General features: G+C 71.6%; 20 protein-coding genes. 7 read left to right on the top strand and 13 right to left on the bottom strand.

The window, feature by feature from the left end:
- Window positions 1–117: 117 nt before the first annotated feature.
- Window positions 118–1,122: an SPFH domain-containing protein gene (locus tag BFN33_RS21975; RefSeq protein WP_069761778.1), complete on the top strand. Its 1,005-nt coding sequence runs from the start codon at window positions 118–120 to the stop codon at window positions 1,120–1,122.
- The gene (locus BFN33_RS21970) at window positions 1,119–2,012 is read left to right on the top strand and encodes an NAD(+)/NADH kinase (RefSeq protein WP_069761777.1); all 894 of its coding nucleotides are present in this window, start codon (window positions 1,119–1,121) and stop codon (window positions 2,010–2,012) included. The genes BFN33_RS21975 and BFN33_RS21970 overlap by 4 nt, the downstream gene beginning before the upstream one ends.
- A gap of 41 nt (window positions 2,013–2,053) precedes the next feature.
- Here the strand turns inward: BFN33_RS21970 and BFN33_RS21965 are convergent, their stop codons facing one another.
- From BFN33_RS21965 to BFN33_RS21935, 7 genes are all read right to left on the bottom strand, one after another.
- Window positions 2,054–4,597 carry a polynucleotide kinase-phosphatase gene (locus BFN33_RS21965; protein ID WP_069761776.1) on the bottom strand — a complete coding sequence of 848 codons (2,544 nt, stop codon included), beginning with the start codon at window positions 4,595–4,597 and terminating at the stop codon, window positions 2,054–2,056.
- Complete coding sequence (locus BFN33_RS21960) at window positions 4,594–6,072, bottom strand: 3' terminal RNA ribose 2'-O-methyltransferase Hen1 (protein WP_069761775.1); 1,479 nt, start codon at window positions 6,070–6,072, stop codon at window positions 4,594–4,596. The genes BFN33_RS21965 and BFN33_RS21960 overlap by 4 nt, the downstream gene beginning before the upstream one ends.
- Before the next feature lie 156 nt (window positions 6,073–6,228).
- Window positions 6,229–7,152, bottom strand: coding sequence for an LLM class F420-dependent oxidoreductase (locus BFN33_RS21955; protein WP_069761774.1), 924 nt, complete (start codon window positions 7,150–7,152; stop codon window positions 6,229–6,231).
- A 331-nt stretch (window positions 7,153–7,483) separates the two neighbouring features.
- Window positions 7,484–7,948 (bottom strand): DUF6099 family protein, encoded by a 465-nt coding sequence (locus tag BFN33_RS21950; protein ID WP_069761773.1) that lies wholly within the window; start codon window positions 7,946–7,948, stop codon window positions 7,484–7,486.
- A gap of 178 nt (window positions 7,949–8,126) precedes the next feature.
- Complete coding sequence (locus BFN33_RS21945) at window positions 8,127–8,453, bottom strand: nucleotide pyrophosphohydrolase (RefSeq protein WP_069761772.1); 327 nt, start codon at window positions 8,451–8,453, stop codon at window positions 8,127–8,129.
- A complete protein-coding gene (locus BFN33_RS21940; RefSeq protein WP_069761903.1) occupies window positions 8,450–9,646 on the bottom strand; it encodes an AAA family ATPase in 1,197 nt (398 codons plus the stop codon). Before BFN33_RS21940 ends, BFN33_RS21945 begins: the two co-directional genes overlap by 4 nt.
- An 81-nt stretch (window positions 9,647–9,727) precedes the next feature.
- On the bottom strand, window positions 9,728–10,117 hold the full coding sequence (locus BFN33_RS21935; protein ID WP_176742435.1) for a cell division protein SepF: 390 nt from the start codon (window positions 10,115–10,117) through the stop codon (window positions 9,728–9,730).
- A gap of 214 nt (window positions 10,118–10,331) precedes the next feature.
- Here BFN33_RS21935 and BFN33_RS21930 point away from each other — a divergent pair, with 214 nt between their 5' ends.
- Window positions 10,332–12,056, top strand: coding sequence for a hypothetical protein (locus tag BFN33_RS21930; protein ID WP_370743301.1), 1,725 nt, complete (start codon window positions 10,332–10,334; stop codon window positions 12,054–12,056).
- On the opposite strand, the gene BFN33_RS21925 is transcribed toward BFN33_RS21930, so the two are convergent.
- Complete coding sequence (locus BFN33_RS21925) at window positions 12,037–12,552, bottom strand: YceI family protein (RefSeq protein WP_069761771.1); 516 nt, start codon at window positions 12,550–12,552, stop codon at window positions 12,037–12,039. The genes BFN33_RS21930 and BFN33_RS21925 overlap by 20 nt on opposite strands.
- An 83-nt stretch (window positions 12,553–12,635) precedes the next feature.
- On the opposite strand from BFN33_RS21925, the gene BFN33_RS21920 reads away from it, so the two are divergent.
- Together BFN33_RS21920 and BFN33_RS21915 are read left to right on the top strand one after the other, a co-directional pair.
- Window positions 12,636–13,115, top strand: coding sequence for a MarR family winged helix-turn-helix transcriptional regulator (locus BFN33_RS21920; protein ID WP_069761770.1), 480 nt, complete (start codon window positions 12,636–12,638; stop codon window positions 13,113–13,115).
- 59 nt (window positions 13,116–13,174) lie between these two features.
- Window positions 13,175–16,294, top strand: a complete 3,120-nt coding sequence (locus BFN33_RS21915) for an FAD-binding and (Fe-S)-binding domain-containing protein (protein WP_069761769.1) — start codon at window positions 13,175–13,177, stop codon at window positions 16,292–16,294.
- 94 nt (window positions 16,295–16,388) lie between these two features.
- Here BFN33_RS21915 and BFN33_RS21910 read toward each other — a convergent pair whose 3' ends face one another.
- The 5 genes from BFN33_RS21910 to BFN33_RS21890 form a co-directional block, all read right to left on the bottom strand.
- On the bottom strand, window positions 16,389–16,973 hold the full coding sequence (locus BFN33_RS21910) for a sigma-70 family RNA polymerase sigma factor (RefSeq protein WP_069761768.1): 585 nt from the start codon (window positions 16,971–16,973) through the stop codon (window positions 16,389–16,391).
- Window positions 16,974–17,158: 185 nt separating this feature from the next.
- The gene (locus BFN33_RS21905; RefSeq protein WP_069761767.1) at window positions 17,159–17,800 is read right to left on the bottom strand and encodes a hypothetical protein; all 642 of its coding nucleotides are present in this window, start codon (window positions 17,798–17,800) and stop codon (window positions 17,159–17,161) included.
- 66 nt (window positions 17,801–17,866) lie between these two features.
- Window positions 17,867–18,580, bottom strand: a complete 714-nt coding sequence (locus BFN33_RS21900; protein WP_069761766.1) for a YcnI family protein — start codon at window positions 18,578–18,580, stop codon at window positions 17,867–17,869.
- Between the two features lie 40 nt (window positions 18,581–18,620).
- Entirely contained in the window at window positions 18,621–19,253 is a 633-nt protein-coding gene (locus BFN33_RS21895) for a hypothetical protein (protein ID WP_069761765.1), read from the bottom strand.
- Window positions 19,254–19,301: 48 nt separating this feature from the next.
- Window positions 19,302–23,402: a molybdopterin-dependent oxidoreductase gene (locus BFN33_RS21890; RefSeq protein WP_370743306.1), complete on the bottom strand. Its 4,101-nt coding sequence runs from the start codon at window positions 23,400–23,402 to the stop codon at window positions 19,302–19,304.
- A gap of 286 nt (window positions 23,403–23,688) precedes the next feature.
- On the opposite strand from BFN33_RS21890, the gene BFN33_RS21885 reads away from it, so the two are divergent.
- Window positions 23,689–24,135 carry a Fur family transcriptional regulator gene (locus BFN33_RS21885; RefSeq protein WP_069761763.1) on the top strand — a complete coding sequence of 149 codons (447 nt, stop codon included), beginning with the start codon at window positions 23,689–23,691 and terminating at the stop codon, window positions 24,133–24,135.
- Between the two features lie 24 nt (window positions 24,136–24,159).
- A complete protein-coding gene (gene katG, locus BFN33_RS21880; RefSeq protein WP_069761762.1) occupies window positions 24,160–26,376 on the top strand; it encodes a catalase/peroxidase HPI in 2,217 nt (738 codons plus the stop codon).
- Window positions 26,377–26,386: the final 10 nt, after the last annotated feature.

Raw genomic sequence — 26,386 nt, 5'->3', positions numbered from 1 at the left:
CATCCTGACCAACGAGGGACGTCTTGACCCCTCTGTCCGCGCTGCTTCTTGTTCTCGTCCCCTTGACGACAAGCATCCCGGACCGTTATCGTCCAACAGACGAAAAGAGGGGGTTCCATGGCCGACATCACCCGGCGCCTCGGCTGGCGCCATCTGCGCGGCGCGCCCACGGCGCACATCCGGCACCACCGCGGCGGCACCCTGCTGCACGACGGTCCGGGGCTCAGTTTCTGGTTCCGCGCACTGACGGCCGCGCTCTCCGAGGTTCCGGTGGACGACCGCGAGTTGGCCATGACGTTCCATGCCCGCACGTCGGACTTCCAGGACGTGGCGGTACAGGCGACCGTGACCTACCGGATCGGCGACCCGGCGCTCGCCGCCGCCCGCCTGGACTTCTCGATCGACCCGGACACCGGGGTGTGGCGGGGCGCTCCCCTGGAGCAACTGGGCACACTGCTCACGGAGACGGCCCAGCAGCACGCGCTCGACGTGCTGACCCGGACCTCCCTGTCCTCCGCCCTGGTCGACGGCGTCTCTGCGGTGCGCGAGAGGATCGCGGCGGGCCTGGACACGGAGCCGCGGCTGCCGGCCACCGGCATCGAGGTGGTGGCCGTCCGCGTGATGGCGCTGCGCCCCGAGCCGGAGGTGGAGCGGGCGCTGCGCACCCCGGCCCGCGAGCAGATCCAGCAGGAGGCCGACCGGGCGACCTACGAACGGCGGGCCGTCGCCGTGGAGCGGGAGCGGGCCATCGCCGAGAACGAACTGGCCAGCCAGATCGAACTCGCCCGCCGCGAGGAGCAGTTGGTGGAGCAGCGCGGCACGAACGCCCGCCGGGAGGCGGAGGAGCACGCGGCGGCGGACGCGGTACGGGCCGAGGCGGAGGCGACACGGTCGGTACGGCTGGCTCGCGCGGAGGCCGAGGGGGCGCGCACGGTGGGCGACGCGAAGGCGCAGGCGCAGGCCGCCTGGTTGCGGGTGCACGCGGACGTCGACGTCGCCACGCTGCACGCCCTCACCGGGACCCGGCTCGCTGAGAACCTGCCGAACATCGACAGCCTGACCATCTCCCCGGACGTGCTGACTGGGCTGCTCGCGAAGCTGGGCGCACGGGAGCCGGAGTGAGCCTCGCACCGCGAGCGGTCCTGGTGCACCGCACCACGGAGTACGAGGAGTTGGTGGCCCACCACGGCACCCACGGCCAGGCCGCCTTCTTCCTCTCCTCCCGCGGCCGGGACATCGCGGAGGTCGCCGAACGCCATGAGCGCTCCCGGCGGGCGCTCGCCGAGGTGACCTCAGCGATTCCCCTGACCTGGCGTCAGGCGCGGGTGGAGCGCGCCGACCTGGACCGCTTCCTGTTCGCACCCGAGGACGTCGTGATCGTGGTCGGGCAGGACGGACTGGTGGCCAACGTGGCCAAATACCTCGCCGGACAACGGGTGGTGGGCATCGACACCGACCCCGGCCGCAACCCCGGCGTCCTGGTACGTCACCGTCCCGCACAGGCCGCGGCCCTCCTCCCGGCGGCCCTCGACACCACCGTGGACGAACTCACCATGGTCGAGGCCGTCGCCGACGACACCCAACGGTTGGTCGCCCTGAACGAGATCTACCTGGGCGCCGCCGGACACCAGACAGCCAGATACCGCCTGGGCCTGGAGGGCGACGGGGGTGTCGTCGAGGCCCAGGCCTCCTCCGGGGTGCTGGTGGGGACGGGCACCGGCGCCACCGGCTGGCTCCGCTCCCTCTGGCAGGAGCGGGGCGGCCGGCTGCGGCTGCCGGACCCGACGGAGGACCGCCTGCTGTGGTTCGTGCGGGAGGCATGGCCGTCCCCCGCCACCGGCACGTCCCTGGTCGCCGGCGAACTCCCCGCCCGCGCCCGCCTCCGTCTGACCGTCGAGTCCGAACGCCTGATCGCCTTCGGAGACGGGATGGAGGGGGACGCGGTGGAGCTGACGTGGGGGCAGACCGTGGAAGTGGGGGTGTGCGGGGAGCGGTTGCGGTTGGTGGGGTGAGGGGTGACCGGCAGATCACCCCTCACGCCCGGACCGTTGGCTCACAGCCGTGGGTCGACCGGCTCCGACTCCAGCGCCAGCACCCCGAACACCGCCTCGTGGACCCGCCACAGCGGCTCGCCCTCCGCCAGCCGGTCCAGGGCCTCCAGGCCGAGGGCGTACTCGCGGATCGCGAGGGAGCGCTTGTGGTTCAGGAACCTCTTGCGCAGCCGGTCGAGGTTCTCCGGGCGGATGTACTCGGGACCGTAGATGATCCGCAGGTACTCCCGGCCGCGGCACTTGATGCCGGGCTGGACCATGCGGCCCTCCGGGCTGCGGACCACGGCGCCGAGCGGCTTGACGACCATGCCTTCGCCGCCGCGGCCGGTCATCTCCAGCCACCAGTCGACGCCCGCCCGCACCGACTCCGGGTCGCCGGTGTCGACGTACAGCCGCCGGGTGGTCTGGAGCAGGCCGGTGCCCTCGTGCTCCACCAGGCGGTCCAGCAGGGCCAGCTGCTCGTCGTGCGGGAGCGCGGCGAGGCTGCGGCCCTGGACCGCGAGGATCTGGAACGGCGCCAGGCGGACGCCGTCCAGGCCGTCGGTGGTCCAGCAGTAGCGCCGGTACGCGTCGGTGAACGCGCCTGCCGCGTCGGCCCGTTCGCGCTGCCGGGCCAGCAGGTCCGTCACGTCCACGCCCCGGTCGGCCGCACCCCGGAGCGCGGCCAGCGCGCCCGGGAAGACCGCGCCGGACGCGGCGCCGACGGCCGCGTACTGCGACCGCAGCAGGCCCGAGGCCTTCAGCGACCACGGCATCAGCTCGGCGTCCAACAGGAGCCAGTCGGTGTCCAGTTCGGACCACAGGTCCGCCTCGCCGATCGCCTCGCGAAGGCGGTCCAGGATCGTCTCCGTCACCGACTCGTCGTCGAAGAAGGGGCGGCCGGTCCGCGTGTACAGCGAGCCCGTCGGGCCGTCCACGCCGAAGCGCTTACGGGCCGTCTCCGCGTCCCGGCAGACCAGGACCACGGCCCGCGAGCCCATGTGCTTCTCCTCGCACACGACCCGCTCGACACCGTCCGCGGCGTACTGCGCGAACGCCTCCTCCGGGTGCTCCAGGAAGCCTTCGGCCCGCGAGGTCGCCGTCGGTGCCATGGTCGGCGGGAGGTACGGCAGCAGCCGCGGGTCCACCGCGAAGCGGCTCATCACCTCCAGGGCCGCGGCCGCGTTCTCCTCCCGGACGGCGACCCGGCCCGCGTGCCGGGTCTCGACCGCCCGGCGGCCCTGCACGTCGGCGAGGTCCAGCGGCCGGCCGTCCTGCCCGCCGGGCGCCTCCGACTTCAGCGGCTTCGTCGGCTCGTACCAGACCCGCTCCGCCGGTACGTCGACGAGCTCCCGCTCCGGCCAGCGCAGTGCCGTGAGCTTGCCGCCGAAGACCGCTCCGGTGTCCAGGCAGATCGTGTTGTTGAGCCAGGTCGCCTCCGGGACCGGGGTGTGGCCGTAGACCACGGCCGCCCGGCCGCGGTAGTCCTCCGCCCACGGGTAGCGCACCGGCAGCCCGAACTCGTCGGTCTCTCCGGTGGTGTCGCCGTACAGGGCGTGCGAGCGGACCCGGCCGGAGGTGCGGCCGTGGTACTTCTCCGGCAGACCGGCGTGGCAGACGACCAGGCGGCCGCCGTCGAGGACGTAGTGGCTGACGAGTCCGTCGATGAACTCCCTCACCTCGGACCGGAATTCGTCCGAGACGCTCTCCATCTGTTCGATGGTCTCCGCGAGGCCGTGGGTGTGCTGGACCTTGCGGCCCTTGAGGTAACGGCCGTACTTGTTCTCGTGGTTGCCCGGCACGCACAGCGCGTTCCCCGACTTGACCATCGACATCACGCGGCGCAGCACTCCGGGGCTGTCCGGACCGCGGTCGACGAGGTCGCCGACGAAGACCGCGGTACGGCCGTTGGGGTGGACGCCGTCGATGTAGCCCAACTTGCCGAGCAGCGACTCCAGTTCCAGGGCGCAGCCGTGGATGTCGCCGACGATGTCGAAGGGGCCGGTGAGGTGGGTCAGGTCGTTGAAGCGCTTCTCCGTGACGACGGTGGCGTTCTCGATGTCCGCCACCCCGCGCAGGACGTGCACCTTGCGGAAGCCCTCGCGCTCCAGGTGGCGGACCGATCGCCGCAGTTCACGGATGTGGCGCTTGATGACCCGGATCGGCATGTCGGCCCGGTCGGTGCGGGCCGCGTTGCGCTCGGCGCACACCTCCTCGGGCACGTCCAGGACGATGGCGATGGGCAGCACGTCGTACTGCTTGGCCAGGTCGATCAGCTGCCGTCGGCTGTCCTGCTGCACGCTGGTCGCGTCGACGACCGTGCGGCGGCCGGCGGCCAGGCGCTTGCCCGCGATGTAGTGCAGGACGTCGAAGGCGTCCTTCGTCGCGCCCTGGTCGTTCTCGTCGTCGGAGACCAGGCCCCGGCAGAAGTCCGAGGAGATCACCTCTGTCGGCTTGAAGTGCCGGCGGGCGAAGGTGGACTTGCCGGAACCCGAGGCGCCGACGAGGACGACGAGGGAGAGGTCGGTGACGGGAAGAGTCCGTCCCGTGCGCTGGATCTCGGTCATGCCGCCTTCGCCTCCTTCTCGGTCCTGATCACAGCTGTGCTCAATGCAAAAACGGCCATCTGCGTGGGCGGCCCAACCTCCGGGTCGTCCAGCCCCACCGGCCTGAACTCCACGTCGTAGCCGTGCCGTTCGGCCACCGACGAGGCCCAGGCCCGGAACTCCTGCCGCGTCCACTCGAAGCGGTGATCGCCGTGCCGGACGTGCCCGGCCGGGAGCGACTCCCAGCGGACGTTGTACTCGACGTTCGGGGTCGTCACGAGGACGGTCCGCGGGCGGGCCGCGCCGAACACCGCGTACTCCAGGGCGGGCAGCCGGGGCAGGTCGAGGTGCTCGATCACCTCGCTGAGCACGGCGGCGTCGTACCCCTTGAGCCGCTTGTCGGTGTATGCGAGCGAGCCCTGGAAGAGCTGGACGCGGGAGGCCATCCGCTCCCCCATGCGGTCCAGCTTCAGCCGCCGGGAGGCGATGGTGAGCGCCCGCACCGACACGTCGACGCCGACGATCTCGGTGAACTTCGGGTCCTTGAGCAGCGCCTGCACCAACTGGCCCTGGCCGCAGCCGAGGTCGAGGACCCGGGCGGCGCCGGCCGCGTGCAGCGCCTCCAGGACGGCCTCACGGCGCTGGACGGCGAGCGGGGTCGGCTTCTCCTCGGTCTCGGTCTCCGCCTCGACGGCGTTGTCGATGTCCTCGACCTCGCTGTCGTCGGCCTCGGCGAGCCGCACCAGTTCCAGGCGTTCCATCGCCTCACGCGTCAGCGACCAGCGGCGGGACAGGTAACGGCTGGTGATCAGCTTCTGCTCCGGGTGCGCGGGCAGCCAGCCCTCACCGGCCCTGAGCAGCTTGTCGACCTCGTCGGAGGCCACCCAGTAGTGCTTGGCGTCGTCGAGGACGGGGAGCAGGACGTACAGATGACGCAGGGCCTCGGCGACGGTGAGCTGCGTGGACTCCAGTTCGAGGCGGACATAGCGCGAGTCGCCCCACTCGGGGAACTCGGTGTCCAGCGCGACCGGTTCGGCCGTCACGGTCCAGCCCAGCGGCTCGAACAGGTGGCGTACGAGTTCCGGGCCGCCGCGGGCCGCCACAGCGGGCACCTCGATGCGCAACGGCCGTGTCTGCGACGGGAGTTCTGGCTTGGCGCCGCACACCCCGCGCATCGCGCTGGAGAAGACCGCGCTCAGCGCCACCGCGAGCAGCGAGGACGCCGCGTAGGGGCGGTCGTTGACGTACTGCGCGAGCGCCGCGTCCGGGGCGCCGCCGCGCCCCTTGCCCTTGCCGCGCCTGACCAGCGCCACCGCGTCGACCTCCAGCAACAGCGCCGCCGTGCAGCGCTGATCGTCCGCCTCGGGATACAGGACGTGCGCCCTGCCGTAGGAGGTGGAGAACGCCTGCGCCTTCTCGGGATGCTTGTGCAGCAGGAAGCCGAGGTCGGTGGCGGGGCGCTCGGGAGTGCCGGTGGTACTGATCGTCAGAAACATGCGAGTGGCCTCTCCGGCCGGTGGACGGGACAGGAACGCCGTACGTGCGAAGGCCCCCGAGGACGGTGATCCCGGGGGGCCGGCAGGACGACGTCCTCAGCTTCGCACGATCCGTCCGACCTGCGCCTTCGATTAATCGAAAGGCGCGGAACCGGGTTACGAGAGCTGCGACTGGACCTGCGTGGAGATCAGCTCCAGGTGGTCCAGGTCGTCGAGGTCGAGGATCTGGAGGTAGATCCGGCGCGAGCCCACGGCGGCATAGCGGCCGATCTTGTCGACGACCTCGGCGGGGGTGCCGGCCAGGCCGTCGGTCTTGAGCGCCTCGACGTCGCGGCCGATCGCGGCGGCACGGCGGGCGACCTCCTGATCGTCCTTGCCGACGCAGACGACGAGCGCGTTGGAGAAGGTGATGGCGTCGGCCGCGCGGCCCGCCTCCTGGGCGGCGGCACGGACCCGGCCGAACTGCGTCTCGCTGTCCTCGGGCGAGGCGAACGGCATGTTGAACTCGTCGGCGTAGCGGGCGGCGAGGCGCGGGGTGCGGGTCGCGCCGTGGCCGCCGATCAGCACGGGGATCTTGTCCTGGGCGGGCTTGGGCAGCGCGGGCGACTTCGTGAGGTCGTAGTGCTCGCCGTGGAAGTCGAAGGTCTGGCCGGGCCGGGTGGCCCACAGGCCGGTGACGATCTCCAGCTGTTCCTCCAGGCGGGGGAACTTCTCCTTCGGGAACGGGATGCCGTACGCCGCGTGCTCCTCCTCGAACCAGCCGGCGCCCAGGCCCAGTTCGACGCGGCCGCCGGACATCTGGTCGACCTGGGCGACCTGGATGGCGAGGACGCCGGGGAGCCGGAAGGTGGCCGCGGTCATCAGGGTGCCGAGTCGGATGCGCTTGGTCTCGCGGGCGAGGCCGGCGAGGGTGATCCAGGCGTCGGTGGGGCCGGGGAGGCCGTCGACGTCGCCCATCTTCAGGTAGTGGTCGGAACGGAAGAACGCGTCGAAGCCGAGGTCCTCGGTGGCCTTGGCGACGGTGAGGAGGGTGTCGTAGCTTGCGCCCTGCTGGGGCTCGGTGAAGATGCGGAGATCCATGACTCCATCCTGCACGCAGGAGTGCGACCTGGTCCCATCGGTCCCCGTGGGCCGCGCCGGTGACCGAGCTCTTTGGTGATCATTGGCTCAGGCGGAGCGGCTTGTCGCCGCCGGTGCGTGATCAGTTACCGGCGTGGGTTCTTGGGGTGCCGCTGACTGCGGGGGCTGGGCAGCCGAAGGGGGTGGTGAGGAGCGGGCGCGTCGTGGCTGGTCGCGCAGTTCCCCGCGCCCCTGAGTGGGTGCAGTCGAAGCAGGCCCAGCTGTACCCACCTAGGGGCGCGGGGAACTGCGCGACCAGCCCCCACCGGCCCGCGGCCGAGCCACGACCCCCTCACCCCGCCTCCGGCAACTCCTCCCCCCGGTCCGCCAGTCTTCGCAGCATCTGCAGCACCCGGTCCCGCGACTCGTCCGCCGCGTCGATCGCCTCCATGCACTGCCAGTACGTCGTCTCGTCGTCCGCCGCGGACGCCAGGCCGACCAGGGCTATGCCCACCTCGCCGAGGAGACCGCCGAGGCAGAGGAGGGCCTGGCGGGCGTCGCCGAGCTCGGTGAGCTGCGCGGCCCGCAACTCCGCCATGGTGATGTCGGGGCGGTCGAGGACACCGCAACCGCGGCCCGCCAGCTCGGTCAACCCCAAGGCCTCACCCCGGAGTTCGGGAGGCCCGGCGACCGCGAGGCGGCTCCCTATCGCCTGGGCCAGGGCCTGCGCCTGCCACACCTCCGCCATGACCCGAGGCGCCTCGCCGCCCCCGGCCAGGGCACGCCTGCTCGTCACGATGAGCCGCACCGCGTCCATCGGCTGCCCCCGTCTGTCCCGGCACACCCCCGGGCACGTCCGCCCGAACCTGCTTGTCCACTACCCAGAGTGAGCTCGCTCGGAACGAAAAACCAGAGGTAGACGGAAATCTGTGGACAACAAATCGGTTTCGGACCGACTTTTCATCACGGAGAGTGAAAGAGGACTGAACCCTTCCTTACGGTGCCGGAAACCTCCGCTCGTTCCGGTCGATCTTCGCGTCCAGCGCGGTCAGCGGATCGACGCCGAGCACCTCGCACAACTGGAGCAGATACGCGAGCACGTCGGCGATCTCGTCCGTGACGCGGTGCGCGGTGTCGGGGTCGTCCATGACCCGCGCCGACTCCTCGGGAGTCAACCACTGGAAGATCTCGACCAGTTCGGAGGCCTCCACACTGAGCGCGGCGACGAGGTTCTTGGGGGTGTGGTACGGCTGCCAGTCGCGGGCGGCCGCGAACTCGGCCAGCCGGCGCTGCAGTTTCGCCACGTCGAGAGGTTCTGTCACGGCTCCAGGTGTACCACCGTGACCCCGTCCACCCCGGCGGCCCAGGAGGCGTCGCTCACCGCGCCGACGAGCCGGATGTGTCCGCGCTCGCACATCCGCACGGCCAGCCGCAGCAGTTCGGCCCGCTGGCGTGGGTCCAGGCTCCGGTCGAGGTTGTCGGCGAGCACGGTGAGCGTCTGCATCGCCGCGGGCACCTCACCGACCGGGTCGACCTCCAGCACCCCGGGTCCGGTGAGCAGCACCAGCGCGAGCGCGAGGTACCTCAACTCGCCGTCGCCCAGCCGCCCGAGGGCCGTTCGGCTGCCGTCCCCGCGGTCGAGCAGCGCCCGGACCGTCCCGGTGGGAAGGGGTTCGGCGAGGACGTCGGTGACGGGGCCCGCGCAGCCGGCGCGCACCGCGGCGACGAGCTGCGCGTGACGCCGGCCGCATTCCGTGCGGGTGCGCCACAGGACGTCGGCGAGGTTGTCGCAGCCGCCGAGGAGCCGTCCGGTACCGGTCGGGACGGGCAGACGCATGCGGCCGGGCCGTGGGTCGCAGCCGAAGACGGAGCGCAGGGCGACGACCATCTGCTCGGCGGCGGCGAGGACGCGGCGCTGTCCGTCCGTCTTGCCGGCCACGCGCAGCGGCAGCAGGGCGGTGCCGAGCCGGTCGTCCGGGAGCGGGGCGCGGGTGACCGGCGCGGTCCCGGCCGTGTGCCAGGCGGCCTGCACGGCCCGGCGGGAGGGGTCGCGCAGGGCGGTCTGCAGCAGGACGAGCCCGCCGGACGTCAACCGCTCCCCCACGATGCGCAGTTCGGGCTCGGCCTGGACCGCGACATCGAGCCGGACCGGTCCCTCGGGTCCGTCGGCCGTGCAGCCGATCCGGAAGCCGCGGCGGCGCTGTGCGTCGGGGCGGGCCCGGTCGGGGACGTACGCGAGGGGGTTGGGGAACACCTCGTCGAGGCTCGCGCCGCCGCCGAGCCGGGCGAGTGCCTCGTACGCCCTGAGGGCGCTCGTCTTGCCGCTCCCGCTGGGCCCGGCGATCAGCGTCAGCGGCGCGAGCGGTAATCCGGCCCGCCGGTGGACGGCGTACGCGGACAGCCGCAGTTCGGTGAGACACGGCCGGTCGGGGCGGCGCTCACTGCCCCCCGAGCCCTCGGGGCGCGGAGGAGCCGACTGAGCGGGCACGACAGGGGAGGTGGGGGAGACACGCATATCCGGACCGTAGGACTCCGCCACCGGGCGTACCGTTCCTCCGCAGTGCCCTTCCTACGAAAGAGCGAACCGCCCCGAGGCTCACGATCCCGGCATGCCCGCGCCCTCCATCAAGCCGGTGACCTCGGTCCCGGCCGGTGTCAGCAGGAACACGTTGCGGTCCACGCGGTGCATTCCGCTCGCCAGGCCGAAGACGACTCCGGTGCTGAAGTCGAGGACCCGCTTGGCGACCTCCGTCTCCGCGCTGGTGAGGTCGAGCAGGACGGGTATGCCCGCCATCAGGGTCTCGGCGACCTCGCGGGCGTCCGCGAAGACGTTGATCCGCAGGACGACGAAGCGGCGCCGGGCCTCGGTCTCCGCCTCCGGCATGGACCGGTGGTCGATCGCGGACGGCCATGCGTCCCGCCCGCGCAACGGAACGACCTGGGCGAGCCCCTCCCACTGTTCATCGGTGACGTCGTACCTGTTCACCGGTTGCCCCCGCTCCGACTTGCCTTCGATGCCTGCACCAGCCAATTCTTACGCCAAGTCACCCGTTCGGCCCAACAGCGACACGGTGCGCGACCGCGTCGGCTCACACATCCCGGCGCGTCGGCCGTGCCGAAATGGGGTCTTACTCCCCTCACACCGGACTCTTGGCCTCCGTCGACACCTCGCTCACCAGGTCCGATTAGCGTCCGATGTCGTGCTCCTGGCAGATACTCAGCTGTCGGCACCCGGCCGGCCCACCGAGCCGGCGGTGTCCACCGCCCCGCAGCCCCCCGTGCAGTGGCATCGCGTCCTGACGCTGCTCGCGGACGTCAGCCTCTTCATCGGCACCCGTGAGGTGTGGACGCAGGCGGCCACCCACCGTCCGGCCGTGGCCGCGGTCATCTCGGTCTGCTACGCCTCGATCCTCGGCTGCGGTGTTCTCGCGCTGGTGGTGCGCGGCCGGCGGGCCCTGGCGCGGGTGGACCTGTGCGTGCTGGTGACCGGGCTGACGCTCGCCCTGTGCACGTTCGTCCTGTTCCACCGCGGCTCCGACGAGTCCGTACTCACCGCCCAGGCGGCGCGCGAACTGGTCGCCGGGCACGGGGTCTACGGCCACCCCTGGCCCTGGCTCTTCGGCGGCAACGGCATCGCGCTCACCCCGACCGTCACGGGCGGCTACGACTACACGTACGGCTATCCCCCGCTCGCCCCGTTGCTGACCGCCCCCCTGTTGTGGCTCGGCCACGGCGGTCTGCCGGCCATAGCGATGAGCACGGGCGCGCTGCTCGTCGGCACGGTCGTGCTGTGGTGGCTGCTGCCCGCGCCGTGGCGGTCGGCGGCGACCATGGCGTGCCTGGGGTTCTCGATGATCTCCATGTACGGCCGTCTCGGCTACCCGGCGATCCTGGCGCTGGCCCTGCTGGTGCCGGTGGTGGTGCGCTGGCCCCGGATCGGGCGGGGCGGGCGGCTGGGTCCGGCCGGGGTGGCGCAGGCCGCCTGTCTGGGCGCGGCGTGCGCGGCGCAGCAGTTGCCGTGGTTCCTCGCGCCGTTCCTGCTCGCCGGGATCTACGCCGTGCGGCGTGGGGAGCTGGGCGCGCGGGCGGCGGGTCCGGTGGTGCTGCGGCTGGCCGGGGTCGCCGCCACCGCGTGGCTGCTGATCAACACGTACTTCGTCGTGAGCCAGCCGGTCGCATGGCTGAAGGGGATCGCGCTGCCGCTGGTCCAGGGCGCGGTGCTGCACGGCCAGGGCCTGGTGGGGGTGTCGCTGTATCTCACGAACGGGAGCGACCGGCTCGACTGGTACGGGTACGCGAGTCTGCTGCTGTTCGCCGGTCTGCTGGCGTTGTTCGTGGTGTTCGTGCGCCGTCTGGGCCCGGCGGCGACCGTGCTGCCGTGGCTGGCCTTCTGGCTGGCGACGCGTTCGCAGGACGGCTACTACCTGATGATGACCCCGCTGTGGCTGGCGGCGGCGGTCACCGCGCCCGCGACGGAGTTCGCGGGGGCCTGGCAGCCGTTCACGAGCCGGCTCGCCGGCCCGTACCGGCGTCCGGCGCGGATCGCCGCGGCCGTCCTGCTGCTGGGCCCGGCCGTGGCGAGCGCGGCGCTGGCGGCCACCGGCTCACCGCCCCTGCGCATGGAGGTCACCTCCGTGCGCCACGACGTCCGCACGCTCTCCCGGCTGACGCTGCGGGTCACCAACACGGACGACGACGCGCTCACGCCGCACTTCACGCTGACCCGGGGTCAGGGCATGTACCCGTACTTCTCGGTCGTGCGGGGGCCGGCCACGCTGCCCGCCCACGCGACGGCGACGTACGAGCTGCGGCCGCCCGGGGGGACGTACGCCCTGCCGAAGCCGGGTCAGCGGATCCGGCTCCGGGTGTTCACGTCCTCGCCGCAGACGCTGTCGAGCGCTGACGTCAGGCTGCCGACCGTGTGAAGCGGAGCGTGGCGGTGACCGTGGTCAGGCCGCGGATCATGCCCATCTGGTTCCAGCCCAGGCCGAAGTGGTCGCGGTCCACCGAGAACTCGGTGGTCAGCGTGACCGCGTCGGCGCTCGCGTCGCCGAGCTGGGCGGTGAAGGACTGGGGGCGGCTGATGCCGCGCGCGGTCAGCTGGCCGATCACATGCACCTGGTCGCCGTCGCGCAGCTCGGCGCTGCGCACCGCGAAAGTGATCTCGGGGTGGTTCGCGACGTCGAAGAAGTCGGCCCCGCGCAGGTGCTCGTCGCGCTTGGCGTTCTTGGTGTCGAGGGAGGCGGCGTCGAGGGTCACGGTGCCGACGGCGGACCCGTCGGCCCGCACCTCGCCCTGACCGTCCACGGTGGCGAAGGCGCCCTTCACGGTGACCAGGCCCCACATCGTCTTGTGCTTGAGGGCGACGGTGGTGGCGGTCCGGTCGAGCTGCCAGGTTCCGGTTTCGACGGCGACGGTCATGATTCCTCACTCAGGTGGTCCAAATTTGGATGACATCACGCTAGCCGATACTTCAAATTTGGACAATGGCTACACTTGAATCCATGGCCGACCCGTCCGAATGTCCGTCCGTGTCCGAAGGGCTCCTGCCGCCCGAGCTGCATGCCTGGATGCTGCTGCTGGCCGCGACGGGAGCCGTGGAACAGGAGCTGCGCTCCGCCGTCAAGGACGGTCTGGACGTCTCGCACGACGAGTTCCTGGTGCTGTGTCTGCTGGGTGCGCGCCCCGCCGAAGGGGTGCGCATGACGAAGATCGCGGAGCTCCTCGGCCGCCCCAAGACCCGGCTCACCTACCAGATCGCCTGTCTCCAGCACGCCGGTCTGGTCACCCGCAAGTCGGTGTGCGGCGACAAGCGGGGCGTCGAGGTGGCCCTCACCGAGAAGGGCCGGCGCCTGCTGGCGGAGTCCTCCGGCGCCCTCGCCACGACGGTCAAGGAGGCCCTGACCCGGTTCGTGGGCGCCGACCAGCGCGAGGCGCTGCGCGCGTTGCTGCCCGATCTCGCTCTGGAGGCAAGGCCGGAGTAGTCGTCGGTGCGGTTGCGGGTACCCGGCCGGTGCCCGCGCAGACACCGAAGGAGGAGTTCATGTCGACCTCCGACCTGCCCGCTCCTGTCGTACGACGGCCCGACGCACCCCCGCCCAACACGGCGGCCCTGGAGCGCGCACTGCGCGAGCGGGTCGACGGCGAGGTCCGCTTCGACGCGGGGAGCCGGGCCGCCTACTCGACGGACGCCTCGAACTTCCGTCAGACCCCGATCGGCGTGGTCGTGCCCCGCACACCCGAGGCGGCCGCGGAGGCGGTGGCCGTGGCCCGCGAGCACGACGCCCCGGTGCTCTCCCGGGGCGGCGGGACCAGCCTCGCCGGGCAGTGCACCAACACCGCCGTGGTGATCGACTGGTCGAAGTACTGTGACCGTCTGGAGTCCGTGGACCCCGACGCCCGCACCTGTGTCGTCCAGCCCGGCATCGTCCTCGACGAGCTCAACCGCCGGCTCGCCCCGACCGGGCTGCGGTTCGGCCCCGAGCCCGCCACCCACGCCAACTGCACCATCGGCGGAATGATCGGCAACAACTCCTGCGGGGCCACCGCGCAGGCCTACGGCAAGGTCGTCGACAACATCGCCCGCATGGAAGTGCAGCTGTACGACGGCACCCGGTTCTGGTGCGGGGAGACCAGCGACGAGGAGTACGCCGAGATCGAGCGGCACGGAGATCTACGGGCCTCCCTGTACCGGCAGTTGCGCGCCCTGCGTGACACCTACGCCGACGAGATCCGCGCCCGCTTCCCGGACATCCCGCGCCGGGTCTCCGGCTACAACCTCGACTCGCTGCTCCCGGAGCACGGCTTCGACGTCGCCGGACTGCTGGTCGGCAGCGAGTCGACCCTGGTCACGGTGTTGCGCGCGGAGCTGGAACTGGTGCCGGTGGTCAAGGAACGCACCCTGGTCGTCCTCGGGTTCCCCGACATCGAGACGGCCGCCGACGCCGTACCGGCGATCCTGCCGTACGAGCCGATCGCGCTGGAGGGCATCGACTCGCGACTGCTCCGGGACGAGCGGATCAAGCACCTCAACCCGAAGGCCCGCGCCGAACTCCCCGACGGGAACGCCTTCTTGATGGTGCAGTTCGGCGGGGAGACCCTCCAGGACGCCGACGAACACGCCCACCGCATGCTGGACGGCCTGCACGAGTCCGAGCACGATCCCGCGGTCGCCTTCCTCGACGACCCGTCCCACGAGCAGGAGTTGTGGCAGGTCCGCGAGGCCGGACTCGGCGCCACCGCCCATGTCCCGGGCCGCCCCGACACCTTCGAGGGCTGGGAGGACTCGGCGGTTCCGCCCGAGCGGCTGGGCGACTATCTGCGCCGACTGCGGGGCCTGTACGACGAGTTCGGCTACCTCAGTGAGACCGGGCCCAGTCTCTACGGCCACTTCGGGCACGGTTGTGTGCACACCCGGATCCCCTTCGACCTGTACTCCGCCGACGGGGTGGCCGCCTACCGGCGGTTCATGGAGCGGGCGGCCGACCTGGTCGTCGAGTTCGGCGGCTCCTTCTCGGGCGAGCACGGCGACGGGCAGAGCCGGGGCGAACTGCTGCCGCGGATGTTCGGGGACCGGCTCGTCACCGCGTTCGAGCAGTTGAAGGCCGTCTTCGACCCGCTCGACCGGATGAACCCCGGGAAGGTCGTGGCGCCGTACCGGCTGGACGAGAACCTGCGCCTCGGCGGCGACTGGGCGCCGTACGACCCCCGCGACCTGCACTTCCGCTTCCCGCACGACGGCGGATCCTTCGCCGAGGCCGCCAACCGCTGTGTGGGCGTGGGGAAATGCCGACAGCACACCACCGAGGGCGGTGCGGTGATGTGCCCGTCCTACCAGGTCACACACGAGGAGGAGCACTCCACGCGCGGGCGGGCGAGGCTGCTGTTCGAGATGCTCGACGGACACGGCGACAGCACACTGCGGGACGGCTGGCGGTCCGAGGCGGTGCGGGACGCCCTCGACCTGTGTCTGGCCTGCAAGGGCTGCAAGAAGGACTGTCCGGCGGACGTCGACATGGCCACGTACAAGGCGGAGTTCCTGTCCCACCACTACGAGGGCCGCTGGTGGCGCAGGCCCCGCGCCCATCTCTCCATGGGCTGGCTGCCCGCCGTGGCGCAGGTGGTCGGACGCACCCGGCTCGGGCCCGTCGTCAACGCGGTGACCCACACCCCGCCCCTGTCCAGGGCCGCCGTGGCGATCGCGGGCGTGGAGAACCGCGAAGTCCCGCTGTTCGCCGGCGAGACGCTGCAGCAGTGGTTCGCCCGGCACGAGTCGTACGGCGACGGGGCGCGCGGCAGCGTCCTGCTCTGGCCGGACACCTTCACCAACCACTTCCACCCGCACATCGGCCAGGCGGCCGTGACTCTCATGGAGCACGCGGGCTGGCGGGTCGTGCTGCCCGAGGAGCCGCTGTGCTGCGGGCTGACCTGGATCTCGACGGGACAACTCGCCACCGCGGAGCGCGTGTTGGGCCGGACCGTGCGCAGTCTCGCCGAGCACGTCCGGGCGGGCGGTCTGGTGGTCGGACTGGAGCCCAGCTGCACGGCCGTCTTCCGGTCGGACGCGCCCGAGCTGTTCCCCGGCGACCGTGACGTACGGCGGCTGCGCGACCAGACGGTCACGCTCGCCGAACTGCTCACCGAGCACTCCCCCGGCTACGAGCCCCCGCACGTCCCGGAACGCTCCGCCAAGGCCCTCGCCCAGGTGCACTGCCACCAGCACGCGGTCGTGGACTGGCAGGCCGACCGGAAACTGCTGCACCGCGCCGGCGTCGACGCCGAACAACTGGACTCCGGCTGCTGCGGCCTCGCCGGCAACTTCGGCTTCGAACCGGGCCACTTGGAGGTCAGCGAGGCATGCGCTGAGCGGGTACTGCTGCCGCGCCTGCGCGACGAGCCCCCCGAGACGGTGGTCCTGGCCGACGGTTTCAGCTGCCGCACCCAGATCCACGAACTCGACAGCGGCGGCCACGAGGCGGTGCACCTGGCGGAACTGCTGGCGTCCGCCCTGCCGGGGGCGCCGGGCAGCGCGTACGGCGTGGCGCCGGGCGCCCGACCGACCACCCCGACCCGCAGGGCCAGGGCACTGGCCTTGGCCGGGGCAGGGCTCGCAGGTCTGGCCGCAGCGGCCACGGCAGCCCGGTACCTCCAGAACAGGCGGTGACTGGATCTTCCCCAGGGGCGCGGGGAACTGCGCGACCAGCCACAACGCTGCCGCAGCCGCCAGACAACGACCGAGCCACCCCCCTTGGGCGCCCTCAGCCCACCAACTCCACCAGCACCGCCCTGGCCCGCGCCACGCGAGACCGCACAGTCCCCACCGGACACCCGCTCATCAGAGCCGCCTCCTCGTACGACAGCCCCAGCATCTGCGTCAGAACGAACGCCTCACGCCGCTCGCCGGGCAACGTGGCCAACAGGTCGAGCAGCACTATCCCGTCGTCGAAGCCGGGCACGCTCCGCGGCTGAGCGCGCTCGGCCGCGGCCTGCCAGTCCGGACCGTCATACCGGCGGGGCCGCGCCGCGGCATGCCGGAAACCGTCGATCACCGCACGGCGGGCGATGGACAGCAGCCAGGCCCGTGCCGAGGACCGCCCCTCGAACCGGTGCAGACTGCCGAGCGCTCGCAGGAACGTGTCCTGGGCGAGGTCGTCCACGGCCTGGGGGTCGGCGCACAGGTAGGAGACATAGCGCAGCACGTCGTGGTGCAGGGCGCGGACGAAGTGGTCGACGGCGTCGGCGTCACCGGCACGGGCGGCGAGCGCCCAGGCGGTGGCGGAGGCATCGGCGGACTCCCGCTGGGAGCGGGGGTCGGCCGGGGTGGGCGCGGCGGAAGTGATCACCAGGTGTCCTTCTCGGGTCAGCCGTGATCCGGGCCACCGCTGTGATGGCGTGTTGCGCAGGGGTGGTGCGCGGCGGTCCGGTGAGGGGATGCGGCCGTACGGCGACCACATGTGCCGGGAGCACATACGTGGGTGCACGACCGGGCCCGAGGCGCACAGGGGCTTCCTCGGGGTGCCGTCTGTCGTCAGGCGACAGCGGTCCCCAGGGGCGGGCCCCGGTGGGTGATCGCGTGGACGAGAAGGAGAAGCCGGGGCTCCCGCTCCGAGCGGGGCCGGCGCACCCGCAGACGCGGGCGGTGCGGGGTGGCGGGCAGGGCGAGCAGCAGCCGCAGCGGGGCCGCGAGCCGTCCCGCGACGGCCCGCAGGATGCGGAACGCGGCCCTCTCGCCGTGCGCCAGCCAGAGACCGGTCAGGAGAGCGGCGAGCAGGTGGGCGGCGTACATCCCGAACGGCATCCAGAACGAGAGAGCACCGACGCCCGCCGACGTCCCCATGGGGGACATATCCATGGAGTCCATGCCACTCGTGTGCATGGACTCCATGTGCATCGCGCCGACGTCCGGCGCCGCCGGTGCGGGCTGCGCGAGGGAGAACGCCGCGTGGAGGGCCGTCTGGGCACCGACCACGACGGCCACGATCAGCGGCAGCCCGCGTTCACGGCCGGTCAGACACCAGCCCGCGCACCCGGTCACGACCAGGCCCGCGGCCAGTGTCCACCCGGGCACATGGGTGCCGGACATGAGGACGTGGCCCAGGGCGGCGAGCAGCACACAGACGGCCGCGAACACCGCGGCTCGTACCGTGCGCGAACACCACCCTGCCGTCATGGCGCCTCATCCTTCCATCCGGGCACCGAACACCACCTGTGGGTACGGAAATCCACAGGTTCCCGCTCACTGCGTACGGCGGCTCCGTACGACGGCGAAGGCCCCGGCCGCGAGCCCCAGCACACCCACGACCAGCCCGGCGACGCCGAGACCGCGGGCGGTGGAGTCGCTCGCGGAGGCCTTCGACGCCTCAGGCGCTGCCGCGGAGGTCTTCGACGCGGTGTCCGACGTGGTCCCGGCCGCCGTCAGCTTGAGGACCGGCGCCGGGTTCTCCGGCTCCTCGTCGCCCTGGGCGGCCTCCTCGATCCAGCGGACGACCTTGCCGTCGGAGTAGGTCTGGAGGGTCTTGAAGCTCAGCTGCGCGGTGTCGTCGGGGAGTTGACCGAAGGCGACGTCGAAGTCCTCGTACTGGCCTGGGCCGATCTTCCCGCCGGTCCAGGTGATCTCGGAGACCGCGTCGGTGATCGTGCCGTCGTCCGTCTTCACCGGTGTCTTGAGCTTGGTGTCCGTGACCTTCGCGGTCCACCCGTCGTGCGGGGAGACGAGCACGCCGAGCAACGGGTGGTCGGTGGGCAGGAACAGCTGGACCTTGGTGGTGCTCGCGGTGTCGCTCTCGTCGGGGACCCGGAAGGTCAGGGCACCGTCGGTGGCGCCCTTGGCGTAGCTGTCGGGGTGGACGGTGACGTGCGCGGAGGCGGCGCCCGCGGCGGTCAGTACCGCGGCGGCGGCGAGTGCGCCACCGAGGCCGATGCGGCGCAGGCAGGTGCGTGCTGAGGACATGAGTGAGGGATCTCCGTACTGACAGAAAAGGGATGAAGGGTCAGATCGCGTACGGGATCGTGGTGGGCGGTCCGCGCCGGTGGACCGTGTGGCGGAGCAGGAGGGGACGAGGTGCGCGCTGCCCGTCGGCGGGCGGGCGGACGGGGTGCGGGGCGACCGGTTCGCCGTACCCCCGCCACCAGGCCGCGAGGCCCGGTACGAGTGTGACCGCCCGGCGCAGCAGGGACCACAAGGCGGCCTCACCGCGTCGGAGCCACCAGGTGAGCAGGAGAGCGGCCGAGACGTGGGCGGCGGTGGCGTGCGGGGTCAGGGCGTGAGAGTGCGGTGCCGCCATATGCGCCATGCGCATGCCGTGCATGGTCATCGTGTGTGTCGCCGACATGTGGTGCATCGCTGTGCCGTACGGCGTTCCCATGGAGCGGGGGCGTGCCGCGCCGAAGGCGAGATGCAGTCCGCCCTGGGAAGTGAGGGTCGCCCCGCCGATGGCCCCGAGCGACCGCTCCCGGCCGCCGAGCAGCCAGCCGGTCACGAACATCGGCACGAACCCGGCCGCCTGCGCCCACACCGGCGGCGCCATCCCGGTCGCCAGTGCGTGGCCCCCGGTGGCCAGCAGCACGCACAGCTCGGCGAACACCGCCGCGCGCAGGCTCCGGACCGCTGGGGACGCTTTCATGGCGACCGATACTCCCATGTGTGGCCGGGGCCTTGCCCACGGGTCCGGTCAGTAGATGTCACGCACATAGCGCTTGTCCGTCGCGAGTTGCTTCACATAGGCCGCCGCGCCCGCTTGGTCCAAGCCGCCGTGGAGGACTGCGATGTCCCTGAGCGCCCGGTCGACGTCCTTCGCCATGCGGGAGGCGTCGCCGCACACATAGAAGTGGGCGCCGTCCTGGAGCCAGGACCACAGCAGCGGGCCGTGTTCGCGCATCCGGTCCTGGACGTAGACCTTCGCGCGCTGGTCACGGGAGAAGGCGGTGTCCAGGCGGGCAAGGGTGCCGTCCGCGAGGAAGCCGGTCAGCTCGTCCTCGTAGTAGAAGTCGGTCGCCTGGTGCTGTTCGCCGAAGAAGAGCCAGTTGGGGCCCCGGTGGCCGAGGGCGCGGCGCTGCTCCAGGAAGCCGACGAAGGGGGCGATGCCGGTGCCGGGGCCGACCATGACCATGGGCGTGCCGGAGTCGGCCGGCGGGCGGAAGTGCGGGGAACGCTGGACGTGCACGGGCACCGGAGTGTCCGCGGCGGCATCGGCGAGGAAGGGCGAGCAGACCCCTTGGCGGAGCCTGCCGTGCAGGTTCTCGTAGCGCACGACGGAGACGGTCAGCGAGACGAGGTGCGGGTCGGTCAGCGGGCTGGACGATATGGAGTACAGACGCGGCTGGAGGCGTCCGAGGGTCCGCGTCCACTCCTGCGGACCGGCCGTCACGCCGTACTCCGTGATCACGTCCACGGCTTGGCGGCCCCAGCCCCACTTGGCGAGCTCGTCCTTGTTGTCCGGACGCAGGAGCTTCTTCAACTCCCGTGGGTCCCGGGTGCGTTCGGCGACGAACCGGAGCAGGCCGGGGGTGATCCTGGTGATGTCGAGGTGCCGCAGGAACGCCTCGCCGAGCGGGACCTCTCCCACACCGTTCACGTCCACCGCGGCCCCGGCGTCCAGGCCGGTGACCGCCAGCCACTCCTCGACCAGGTCCGCCGAGTTGAGCGGCCGGATACCGAGGGCGTCCCCGGCGTCGTAGAGGAGCGGGCTCTCGCTGTCCCGGGTGTCGAAGGTGAACCTGCGGACCTCCTTGCCGGCGCCGGGCAGGCTCAGGAGGCGGTTGCCGGTGAGGCGGGCGAGGACGGGGGCGGGTTTCCTGGGACGGGACGGGGCGGTGGGGAAGGGCGGGGCTGCCGAGGGAGTCATGGCGGGAGCCGGCTGGATCGCGGTGGGCGCCAACTGGACGACTCCGAGGGCCTGATCCCCCGTGCCCGTGCCCGCGCCCGCGCGCGTGCCCGGTCCGGACCCCGGCGTGTCGGACAGCGCCGTCAGGACCTGGTCCACCCAGCCGTGCGCCGCGTCCTCGAAGTCCGGTTCGCAGTCCGTGCGCGGGGCCAGCCGCAGCGCGCCCAGTTCGTCGAGGCGCTGGTCGAGACGGCGGCCGTGACCGCAGAAGTCGTCGTACGACGAGTCGCCGAAGGCCAGCACCGCGTACCGCCGCCCCTCCAGGCGGGGGGTGCCGGGGTCGGCCAGGGTCTCCCAGAAGCCGCTGCCGTTGTCGGGGGCGTCGCCGTCGCCGAAGGTGCTGGTGATCAGCAACAGGTCGGCGCCGGGCGGCAGTTCGCCGAGGTCCGCCTGGTCCATGCCGACCATGGAGGTGCTGTGGCCGGAGGTGGTGAGCCGCTCGGCGGTGGCCGCCGCGAACTCCTCGGCGTTGCCGGTCTGCGAGGCCCACAGGATGACGACCTCCCGGCGCAGCAGTGTGGCCGAGGGCTGTGTGGCCGCCGCCCGTGAGTACATTCCGGCGAGCGTGCCGTTCACCCACAGGGCGTGCTCGGGGCTGAAGGGCGCGTCGGGCGGCAGGACCGGCACCCCGGGCACCCCGGCGGGGACCCCGGCAAGGAAGCCGACCAGGTACTGACGTTCCTGCGCGGTGAGGACGGGCGGCGGTGCGGGTTCGAGGCCGAAGACGGACGCGGCCGTGGAGGCGGGAGGAACAGCCTCAGCGACCTCCAGCGCGGCTTCCGGAGCCGGAGCCACCGCGGCCGCCGGAGCCCGCAAGGTCACCGGCACGGCCACCTTCGTCAGCGACACCGCGCACACCTTGAACTCCGGCTGGAACGACAGCGGGTCCACCGCGTCACTCGTCACCGCGTTGACGCTCAGGTACTCCCCGAACAGGTCGTTCCAGTGGAAGGGCGCGAAGCAGCACCCCGGCCGCACCCGGTCCGTCACGACGGCCGGCAGCACGGCCCGTCCGCGCCGGGAGGCCACCTCGACGGAGTCACCGTCGAGCACACCCAGGGCCGACGCGTCCTGAGGATGCAGTTCCACGAAGGGCCCGGGGTTCAGCTTGTTCAGCTTCGCCACCTTCGCCGTCTTGGTGAGCGTGTGCCACTGGTGCTGTAGCCGGCCCGTGTTGAGGACGAACGGATAGTCGTCGTCCGGCATCTCGGCCGGCGGGATGTGCGGCCGGGCGTGGAAGACGCCCCGCCCGCTCGCGGTGGGGAACCTCAGCGAACCGTCCTCCCCCACGTACCGGATCGGGTTGCGGTCCGGCCCGTCAGCACTCGCCGCGGGCCACTGCACCGGCGTCTTTCGCAGCCGCTCGTACGAGACCCCGCGCAGGTCCCAGCCCGTCTTCGGGTTCCAGGCCTGCTTGATCTCCTCGAAGACGTCCTCCGCGCTGTCGTAGGAGAACCCCTTCTCGTAGCCCATCTCGCACGCGACGGCCACGATGATCCGCCAGTCCGGCATCGCCTCGCCGGGCGGGTCGGCCACCGCCGGGGTCAGCGTGAGGTTGCGCTCGCTGTTGACGAAGACGCCCTCGCCCTCCGTCCACAGCGCGCCGGGCAGCACGACGTCGGCGTACGCGTTGGTCTCGGTGTCGGCGAAGACGTCCTGCGTGACGACGAACTCGGCGGCCTCCAGACCCTCGATGACCGTGCGGCGGCCCGCGACGGAGGCGACCGGATTGGTGCAGATGATCCAGCAGGCCTTGATCTCGCCGTCGGCCATCTTCTGGAACATCTCGACCGTGCCCTTGCCGACACCGTCGGCGCGCAGGGTGTCCGGGGGCAGCTTCCAGAGGTTCTCCATGAAGGCCCGCTCGTCGTCGACGAGGACCGACCGCTGGCCGGGCAGACCCGGGCCCATGTAGCCCATCTCGCGGCCGCCCATGGCGTTGGGCTGGCCGGTGAGGGAGAAGGGGCCGCTGCCGGGGCGGCAGATGGCGCCCGTGGCGAGATGGAGGTTGACCAGGGCGTTGGTGTTCCAGGTGCCGTGGGTGGACTGGTTGAGTCCCATGGTCCACAGGCTCATCCACTCACCCGCCGAGCCGATCAGTCGCGCGGCCTCCCGGATGTCCTCCTCGGCCAGGCCCGTCATCTCGGCCACCGCGGCCGGCGAGTAGTCCGCGAGGAACTCCGGCATCGCCTCCCAGCCCTCGGTGTGGGCGGCGATGAACTCGGGGTCGACGTGGCCCTCGGCGTGCAGCAGGTGCAGCAGGCCGTTCAGCAGTGCGAGGTCGGCACCCGGCTCGATCTGCAGGAACAGGTCCGCCTTCGCGGCCGTGGCGGTGCGCCGCGGATCGACGACGATCACCTTGGCGCCCGCCGACCTCACCCGCTCCATCATCCTGAGGAACAGGATGGGATGGCAGTCGGCCATGTTGGAGCCGATGACGAAGAACAGATCGGCCTTCTCGAAGTCCTGGTACGAGCCGGGCGGCCCGTCCGCCCCGAGCGACAGCTTGTAGCCGGTGCCCGCGCTGGCCATGCACAGCCGGGAGTTCGACTCGATCTGGTTGGTGCGTATGAACCCCTTGGCGAGCTTGTTGGCCAGGTACTGGGCCTCCAGACTCAGCTGGCCGGAGACGTAGAGCGAGACCGCGTCGGGGCCGTGCTCGTCGATGATCTCCCGCAGCCGCCGGGCCGTCCCGGTGATCGCCGCACCGGCGGCTTGGGGCACCGGCTCCGCACCCCGCTCGGGCCGTACCAGGGCCGTGGTCAGCCGCCCGGGCGCGGCGAGCAGGTCGGCGGTGGTGGCGCCCTTGGTGCAGAGCTTGCCGAAGTTGGCGGGGTGCTCCTTGTCCCCGGACGCCTTCAGGACCGTACGCCGTCCGTCCGGGCCCATGCCGATGTCGAGGACCAGGCCGCAGCCCACACCGCAGTACGAGCAGACCGTCCGCACCACGGGCACGCCTCCCTGAGCTCAGCCGATTCGATCTCCACCGACCGTACGAAACGCCCATTACACAGATGTCTCCCGAGCCGTTCATCAGGGGTTACACCGCCCGCACACCTGACCGGGGACTCTTGTGAGCGCCTGGTGATGCTTCCGGAGACCCGATCCGACGCGCACAATTTTGGAACGGTTCCATTTCTTGAACCATTCGTGTTTGTGGGGGTAGGTTGGTCGCATGACCGCCCCCCAGCTTCCGAACACCGCCGATGAGCTGCGCGGTGCCGGCCTGCGGGTGACGGCCGCGCGCGTCGCACTGCTCGAGACCGTCCGGGCCGGTGACCACCTCCCGGCCGACGCGATCGCCACGGGTGTGCGCGACCGTCTCGGCCACATATCCCTCCAGGCCGTGTACGAGGCCCTGCACTCGCTCACCGCGGCGGGTCTCGTGCGCCGCCTCGAGCCGCCCGGCAGCGCGGCACGGTTCGAGGGACGGGTCGGGGACAACCACCATCACCTGGTCTGCCGGTCGTGCGGGACCGTCGTCGACGTCGACTGTGCCGTCGGTCACGCGCCCTGTCTGACGGCTTCCGACGACCGCGGCTTCTCGATCGACGAGGCCGAGGTCATCTACTGGGGCCTGTGCCCCGACTGTTCCGCCCAAAGGCTTATTTCAGCACCGTGATCCACCCAGTTCGGAAGGACTTCCATGTCTGAGAACCACGACGCAATCGTCACCGATCCCAAGCCCGAGGGCGCCGGCGGCTGCCCGGTCGCGCACGGGCGCGCCCCGCACCCCACCCAGGGCGGCGGCAACCGTCAGTGGTGGCCGGAGCGGCTGAACCTGAAGATCCTCGCCAAGGACCCGGTCGTGGCGAACCCGCTCGGCGCGGAGTTCGACTACGCGGAGGCCTTCCAGGCCCTGGACCTGGACGCCGTGAAGCGGGACATCGCCGAGGTGCTCACCACCTCGCAGGACTGGTGGCCGGCGGACTTCGGCAACTACGGCCCGCTGATGATCCGGATGGCCTGGCACAGCGCCGGCACCTACCGCATCAGCGACGGCCGCGGCGGTGGCGGCCGCGGTCAGCAGCGCTTCGCGCCGCTGAACAGCTGGCCGGACAACGGCAACCTGGACAAGGCCCGCCGTCTGCTGTGGCCGGTGAAGAAGAAGTACGGCCAGTCCATCTCCTGGGCCGACCTCATGATCCTCACCGGCAACGTCGCGCTGGAGACCATGGGCTTCGAGACCTTCGGCTTCGCCGGCGGCCGCGCCGACGTCTGGGAGGCCGACGAGGACGTCTACTGGGGTCCCGAGACCACCTGGCTCGACGACCAGCGCTACACCGGCGACCGTGAGCTGGAGAACCCGCTCGGCGCGGTCCAGATGGGCCTCATCTACGTCAACCCGGAGGGCCCCAACGGCAACCCGGACCCGCTGGCCGCGGCCCGCGACATCCGTGAGACGTTCCGCCGTATGGCGATGAACGACGAGGAGACCGTCGCCCTCATCGCCGGTGGCCACACCTTCGGCAAGACCCACGGCGCGGGCCCGGCCGACGCGGTCGGCAACGACCCCGAGGCCGCCTCCATGGAGGAGCAGGGCCTGGGCTGGAAGTCCACCCACGGCACCGGCAAGGGCGGCGACGCCATCACCTCCGGTCTCGAGGTCACCTGGACCACCAAGCCCACCCAGTGGAGCAACGACTTCTTCGACATCCTCTTCGGCTACGAGTGGGAGCTGACCCAGTCCCCCGCCGGTGCCAACCAGTGGGTGGCCAAGGACGCCGAGGCGATCGTCCCCGACGCCCACGACCCGTCCAAGAAGCGTCTGCCCACGATGCTCACCACCGACCTCTCGCTGCGCTTCGACCCGATCTACGGGGAGATCTCCAAGCGCTTCCACGAGAACCCGGACCAGTTCGCGGACGCCTTCGCCCGCGCCTGGTACAAGCTGACCCACCGTGACCTGGGCCCGAAGTCCCTGTACCTCGGCCCTGAGGTCCCGGCGGAGACGCTGCTGTGGCAGGACCCGCTGCCGCAGGCCGAGGGCGACACCATCGACGCCGGCGACATCGCGTCACTGAAGGCCAAGGTCCTGGAGACGGGCCTGACCGTCTCGCAGCTGGTGTCGACGGCGTGGGCCTCGGCCTCCACCTTCCGCGGCAGCGACAAGCGCGGCGGCGCCAACGGTGCCCGCATCCGCCTGGAGCCGCAGCGCGAGTGGGAGGTCAACGACCCCGAGCAGCTCGCCCAGGTCCTGCGCGTCCTGGAGGGCGTCCAGGCCGAGTTCAACACCGGTGCGAAGAAGGTCTCCCTGGCCGACCTGATCGTCCTCGCGGGTGCCGCGGCGGTCGAGCAGGCCGCCAAGGACGCCGGCTACTACGTGGAGGTCCCCTTCACGCCGGGCCGCGTGGACGCCACCGAGGAGCACACCGACGTGGAGTCCTTCGCGGCGCTGGAGCCGGTCGCGGACGGCTTCCGCAACTACCTCGGCAAGGGCAACCGCCTGCCGGCCGAGTACCTGCTGCTCGACCGGGCGAACCTGCTCACCCTGAGCGCCCCCGAGATGACCGTTCTCGTCGGTGGTCTGCGTGTCCTCGGCGCCAACCAGGGCGGCACGGCGCACGGCGTCTTCACCGACCGTCCGGGCGTCCTGACCAACGACTTCTTCGTCAACCTGCTCGACCTGGGCACGACGTGGAAGTCCACCGCGGAGGACCAGACGGCCTTCGAGGGCCGCGACGCGGAGACGGGCAAGCTGAAGTGGACCGGCACCCGTGCCGACCTGGTCTTCGGCTCCAACTCCGAGCTGCGCGCCCTCGCCGAGGTCTACGCGAGCGACGACGCCAAGGAGAAGTTCGTGAAGGACTTCGTCGACGCGTGGGTCAAGGTCTCGAACCTGGACCGCTTCGACCTGGTCTGAGCATGTGAAC

Origin of the sequence: Streptomyces sp. LUP47B, assembly GCF_001746295.1 — a bacterium.
Taxonomy (GTDB): Bacteria; Actinomycetota; Actinomycetes; order Streptomycetales; family Streptomycetaceae; genus Streptomyces.
The sequence above is the reverse complement of the archived record's forward strand: the minus strand, read 5'-3'. Positions and strand labels throughout refer to the sequence as shown.